At 33.1% G+C, this 6,048-nt stretch carries 8 protein-coding genes; all 8 read right to left on the bottom strand.

Translation table 11 applies throughout. The features are described 5' to 3' along the window. Nucleotides 1-398: hypothetical protein (locus ABDZ97_RS17510; protein ID WP_343791073.1), on the bottom strand; the 398-nt coding region annotated here is incomplete at its 3' end. Nucleotides 399-594: 196 nt separating this feature from the next. Then, nucleotides 595-930 carry a hypothetical protein gene (locus ABDZ97_RS17505; RefSeq protein ID WP_343791070.1) on the bottom strand — a complete coding sequence of 112 codons (336 nt, stop codon included), beginning with the start codon at nucleotides 928-930 and terminating at the stop codon, nucleotides 595-597. Continuing rightward, on the bottom strand, nucleotides 908-1,048 hold the full coding sequence (locus ABDZ97_RS17500; RefSeq protein ID WP_343791067.1) for a hypothetical protein: 141 nt from the start codon (nucleotides 1,046-1,048) through the stop codon (nucleotides 908-910). Before ABDZ97_RS17500 ends, ABDZ97_RS17505 begins: the two co-directional genes overlap by 23 nt. Nucleotides 1,049-1,183: 135 nt before the next feature. Then, complete coding sequence (locus ABDZ97_RS17495; protein ID WP_343791064.1) at nucleotides 1,184-1,591, bottom strand: hypothetical protein; 408 nt, start codon at nucleotides 1,589-1,591, stop codon at nucleotides 1,184-1,186. 2 nt (nucleotides 1,592-1,593) lie between these two features. Continuing rightward, nucleotides 1,594-2,922, bottom strand: a complete 1,329-nt coding sequence (locus ABDZ97_RS17490; protein WP_343791061.1) for an RHS repeat-associated core domain-containing protein — start codon at nucleotides 2,920-2,922, stop codon at nucleotides 1,594-1,596. A gap of 1,045 nt (nucleotides 2,923-3,967) precedes the next feature. After that, a complete protein-coding gene (locus ABDZ97_RS17485; RefSeq protein ID WP_343791058.1) occupies nucleotides 3,968-4,450 on the bottom strand; it encodes a hypothetical protein in 483 nt (160 codons plus the stop codon). Nucleotides 4,451-4,790: 340 nt separating this feature from the next. Continuing rightward, the gene (locus ABDZ97_RS17480; RefSeq protein ID WP_343791055.1) at nucleotides 4,791-5,564 is read right to left on the bottom strand and encodes a hypothetical protein; all 774 of its coding nucleotides are present in this window, start codon (nucleotides 5,562-5,564) and stop codon (nucleotides 4,791-4,793) included. Between the two features lie 211 nt (nucleotides 5,565-5,775). After that, nucleotides 5,776-6,048, bottom strand: a 273-nt coding sequence (locus tag ABDZ97_RS17475) for a hypothetical protein (protein ID WP_343791052.1), incomplete at its 5' end; no start/stop codon positions are given.

Below are 6,048 nucleotides of genomic sequence, written 5' to 3'. Positions count from 1 at the left end.
TAAGAAACGACATCCGGCTTATAATACGCCAACCCTTCTCCCAAATCAAACTCCGGCAACTTACGATCTGAAATGGTAGCCAACACATTCCCCAAATGGTTCGATAACTCATACCGCTTATCTCCCACAACACGCTGTTGAGCCGTATTAATGGTTATACTACCTGAGCTTGTAGAAGCAATTACTTCGTTTACCTGCTCCACTCCCAAACGAGAAGATCCATACAAATTCCGTTCTGTTAGGTACAGATTGGTCTCACCATCTTCTGCTTTGAGTGTGTATACCGTCATTACATTTCCTTGTGCATCTCTAATATAATAGGTTTTTTTGACTCCTGCAACATCTATCACACCAGGAGCAGACTTTGGATACACTGTCTTGGTAATGCGTTGTCCCATTGGGTCGTAATCAAACTCTAAATCAGGTTTTTCACTAAACGCATAGCGTTCAATTTTCTTTACTTTTCCGGTAACTGTCCACGTGATGTTCTCGATTTCTTCCGTCTTGTCCTGGACAAGCTGTCCGATGGCATCATAACGGTAGTTATGGGTGGTTTCATTTGTCGCTAGGTGATAGTTTGAGACACTACCCAGATTACCTTTCTATTTTTATTTTTTCAGTCCAATACTTCTCAAGAGACTTCTTTTTTCCTGTTATTGAATCATAATAAATTATACCGACAAAAATTGGTGTTGACCATGTGCCTCTAATATCTAATATCTGTTTTTCTTTTTCGACAAGCACGCCATTAAGATTCTTTTTTTTATACTTCAAAACAGATATTTTTCTACTTCGACAAACCATCTTCTTTGAATAGAGGACACCATCATCTTCCACGGTGATTTTTTTTTCTACAACTACACAATTTAAAAATAGCATAGAGGTTAGAAAAACTAAGAAAACTATATTAAGGTTTGGGCATGTTTTCATTTTTCTTAATTTTGATTGTAGTTCCTCCTTCAGTTTTTAAATTTCCTTTTTTATCTTCTTTTAATTTAGGTAATTTTCCATCAACACATTTGATACACGTAGAACCATTTGACTGCATTTAAGATCGTTTTTTGACCTCAAATCTATTGTTCCTACAGGAGTACCCACTCATTTTTGACGAACTACCTCTCCATATTTATTGATAATCAGCTAATTAAATTTTTATTTTCCTGTTATCAACACATCTGAAACACTACCGACCTAGCTCAACACTAATTTTGATAATGTAATAACTATACCTGTTTGCTTTTAAAAAATCGTAGTCTACAACTAAAATGTCTTCTAATTTTTCTATTTCATTTCGACTAAATATTTTATTGCTGTGTAGCCCAACAAGTTTAACTTTTCGAGTATAGCAAGTTTCGAAGCGCAAAAATAAATAGATAGGATAATCACCATTAGTACCATTAAACTCAAAAATTTTATTAGATAACACTTTTTCAAGTAAAAGTATCGACAAAGAATCATCTCCATATTTATACTTGAAATACGATATTTCCTTTTTTTTTAAATCGCATTTTTTTTTAAATCCATAATAAGTCGTTTCCTGCGTAAAGACATTATTAATGCAAAAAACTAAAACCAATAACACAAACTTCATTTTTATTCTTCTTTAGGTTTAGGTTGTTGCTTCCCAACACCATTAATAAGATCATTCAAAGACTGATTAGTTTTTGTAATTTTGTAATGCCCCTGTTTTACAGGGGCATTTCCTATAGCGTTCATTTTATCTATTTCATCGTAAATTCTCTGCATTTGACCTTGGGTCAAATGCAGAGGCAAGCCATTCTCTTTCCAATAATCACTAAGTAATGTACCATCAACAGTTCTAGAACCATACATCATAATATTTTCTTTAATACGTAGATTTGTTACTCCTGGGATGCTTTCAAAAACTCCATCATCTATTTGGTAAAGTTTATCATCCTCACCATAGGAACGTTCAAATGGATGTGCATCTATATAAGGGTGAAGAGCCTCATGAAGGAAATCATTTACAACCTCATCTAATTCTCTTAATTTCCCATTTCTATTCAAAGGAATAGTAGCAAAAAAACTTATATTCGCTCCTCCAACACTTGTTTCATCTTCATTCTGTTGTCCAGCCACTCTAAACGTATTCCAATTCCTTTTTTGGTCTTCTCTCAAAACAATAACTTTGGCAGACACATCTCCTTCTAGGCTATTATTAATCAATAAGGTATACTGCTTTGACAATTCATTTTCTATAGCTTCATAACCATAAAATTCAATCATTATTGGGTCCATATATATGGTTAAGTTCATGCCAATAGTGTTACCTGCCTTATCAATACTTCGCTCAAATTCCATACCCTCAAGTTCGATTCCATCAATAACTCTATTTTCAGAAAAGGCATAAGGGGAGTTATGTGGGTAATCATATGCCAATGGGTCAAGAGCAAAAAACCTCCCCACTCTCGGGTCGTGCATTCTAAAGGTATAGTTTAAGCTATTCCCCTCACCTTTTATCTCATCATCTTTCTCTTGTCCTTGAAATGAATAACGATAACTATCCGCATTATCACTTCCATTCCTGTTTGGCATCTGCATCCCAAACGGCATATAATCCGAATAACTTTTCACATCAGCCACATAACAGAAATCTTCCACTACTGCCGCTGCATTTACATCCTGAACAAACAAATACGACAAGTACATCGATCGCGTACCCGTATTCGGGTTCTCCACCGCAAACATCGTCTCTGAACTCGGTGCTACAAATGTCAACGTATAACGTCCATCCGAAGTAATATGCTGCACCTGAATATTGGCAGAGGTGATATTGTTTCGAACAAACGGGATCAGCTTAGGACCTCCATTCAGTCCCAATGTATAATGAACCGTATACGTTCTTCCGGCTACTGTCGGGAAAACACATAAAATACCATTCCATTGCCCCAAATTGTCCACTCTAAGACGGTTACCCGAAATCGAAGCGGTTACTCCTGTCCGTATGCCAACACATTCCCTAAATGATTATTATTTAATTCAAAGAACTTTTTTCCCTGTTTTTGCAGAATAAAAATAGGGAAAATCCATTAGAAAGTATAGTTGTCAACCTGTTTTTTAACACTTCTGACTCCTACTCCTTCTTTAAATAAATCTACCTGTTCTGCATCGCTCACCTTATAAGGAGTGTACCTGTATTGATTCTACTGAGATATCATGCACACAGTACATTGATAACGTTGAGTTTCTTTTAATTTTCTTTTTTATACAATTTTTTTGAAAATAATTACAGTTCATGATTAGGTGATAGTTTGAGGCACTTACAACGAACTTTCGTTCATATCAGGTTCCTATTTACACAAAAAAGAAGCGAGTGGATATAGACATCCACTCGCTTCAATACAAATTTATTCTCCTATTTTTTGTTTTTCAATAGGTTACACACACTTTTTATCATCAGGTGATAGTTTGAGACACTACCCAGTTGAATCTTCTATTGCAAATTTGACCAATACAGAGTCTCCTGGCAATGCATTGCAATATCTACAGTTTCGAATCCATCCTTTTATTTCTTTCCTTTTTGTAGGGTTAATTATCACATAGCACCCCGTACTACCATAACCACCTTTTCTACCTACATATTTACCGTAAATAATTATGCTATTCCCCAATTTTCTTTGTTCTTCATTTTTTTTGAAAAAAATATCCAACAAATAGTATCACACATAATATCAATAAATTAATGATTAACATTGTTTTTTATAAAATTTCTTCAACATACATGTAATTACTTAGAATTCTCTTTTTTCAACTGTTCCATTAAAGCAACCAGATAGAAGCCAAAAATTCGATAGTAGATATACTAAAACTTTTTTTATTCTCATAACTACGTAACATTATCTTGTTCACGATTCAACTAGTAATGAACAAATTACAAAAAAACTTATTTGGTATCATATAATGGAATCGCTTCCCCTTTAACTCTTATCAAGAGTTAGAACACTACCTAAACAAATAACCCTTCCACTTCAAATACGATTAAGTTTCCTTTTTCATCTAATTGAATAGTTAGTGAATAACCTTCTACATATACCGTTATGAAATAACACTTATATTCCTTATTTTTAGTTAAAATAACGTTTTCAATATGACTACAAGAAGAACATAATTCATTCAACAATCCTAAATCTGAAGACTTAATGTATTCTAGTAAAAACTTTCCATCAAAAGAAGCCTGATAAAATTGAAAAATAGAATTGGATAAATCCCTATAATAAAAAACAGTGTCTATACTAGTAGGATAATGAGTATTCTCAACTAGACAGATTGAGTCTAAAATCCTCTTTGCTTTATTTTGCTTCAAAAAATTAGTTTCAAAATTATCTATATCATAATATAAAAGACTATCATATTGCTCAATAGAAAAAGTATCTCTATAATCATCTACTGGAATATCAGGCTCCGGATGACCTCTTTCTTCTTTATCCAACCGCAGATCTTTACGATTCTCTTTAATACCTCCTGAGCAAGCTGTCACTAGAACTGTAACCAATATTAAATACAAGTAGCTCATAACTAACAATTAATCTTTTCAAAATTTTCACCTATATCCATCTAACAAGCACAAGTTCCGATGCCTTAAACCCAAAAATTCATTCTATCACACTTTTCAAACATCACTACATCATGATAATAAACTACTATCCTACTTCATATAAAATGACGTTCTATCCCTCAGGATAAAAACCCAACATCTACAACCCTCATTATCAACCAATTGTAATTCTTCCAGTTTATCCATCACCTATATTTCCCCTCCACTCCTTCATTTAGTCTTTCTTCAGATAATCAAATTTAAACTCAATCACATAAAAGTATTGACTTGCGATGTGCTTCATGTTATCGGTATTCTGATTACAAATAAATTCTGCATCTATAACAGTTCCTTTTTTAAAATCAAGGTTAGCAACGGTTGAAACATAAGGCGATTTATGAAATTTAACGACCAATTGAGATTGGTCCAATATGTCCCTATCTTTTAGAATACGATTACGCAGCTTTTTGACTTCTTCCTTTAAACACTTCGGTATTTTACTATCTGCCGCATAAACATGGAGTGTAAGTCTATTTAACCGATCTAAATATGGAATACCATATCCATCCACCCAATAATAAGCTAACTCTAATGGATCTTCATTCGAAAATCCTTTTAACTCACACTTTCCTTTATCAAAAAAAAGTATGAGCATCTTATACGCCCAACGCCATTTATAATGTAAATAGATAGTATCAACTTCTTCTAATTGATCAATATAATACTCGTTATAAAACCATTGATGATTTACATCTTGAATAAAAACACGTACAATCGTATCTAATGAAGATGTTGAAAATGAAAATCGTCCTAACGAATCTGTCGTATAATATTTTGCAAAAGAGCTACTTACTTTTACTTCTATGCCAGTAAGAGCTTCTACACTATCAACATCGTTTTTCACAACAATTGTATAATTATCCTGCCCAAATATGTTTATTCCTGAGTAAATAAGGAGTAGTAACAAGCAGGATATACATCGTTTTAATTTCCATTTTATTGTCTCCATATTCTGAATAATTTGTGCATCAATGTAGTCATCATTTATCCATTCCTCACATTCGAGAATTGATTACATTACCTACTTACATGCTCATAGTTAAACTCCGTGGATTCAGGATTTGACAATAACATATATTCACCGTATCTTAATACATAGTATAAATACAACTCATCACATTTCATTTTTACACGGTATTTATACAATTCAGAGTTCTGGTTTATTTTTGATAAAAAGAAAATATCCCCAGAAGTAATGATTTGAGAGAAACTCCCGAATAAACAGTACTGATATTTTTATTTCCCTTATAATCAATGTATGACGTCTTCCAATTCAACTTTTCAAAATCATCTTCTTTATTTTGGATCGTCATAGAACTATTTATATCAATTACCCCAGAATTTTCAAGTTTTCCTTGCATTAATTCTTTTGTATTTATTGCAATTTCAACATCCTTTATATTATCCTGTGTATTAGTAGCCCCAATAGTAAT

Origin of the sequence: Wandonia haliotis, from assembly GCF_039523435.1 — a bacterium.
GTDB classification, from domain to species: Bacteria; Bacteroidota; Bacteroidia; order Flavobacteriales_D; family Crocinitomicaceae; genus Wandonia; species Wandonia haliotis.
The sequence above is the reverse complement of the archived record's forward strand: the minus strand, read 5'-3'. Positions and strand labels throughout refer to the sequence as shown.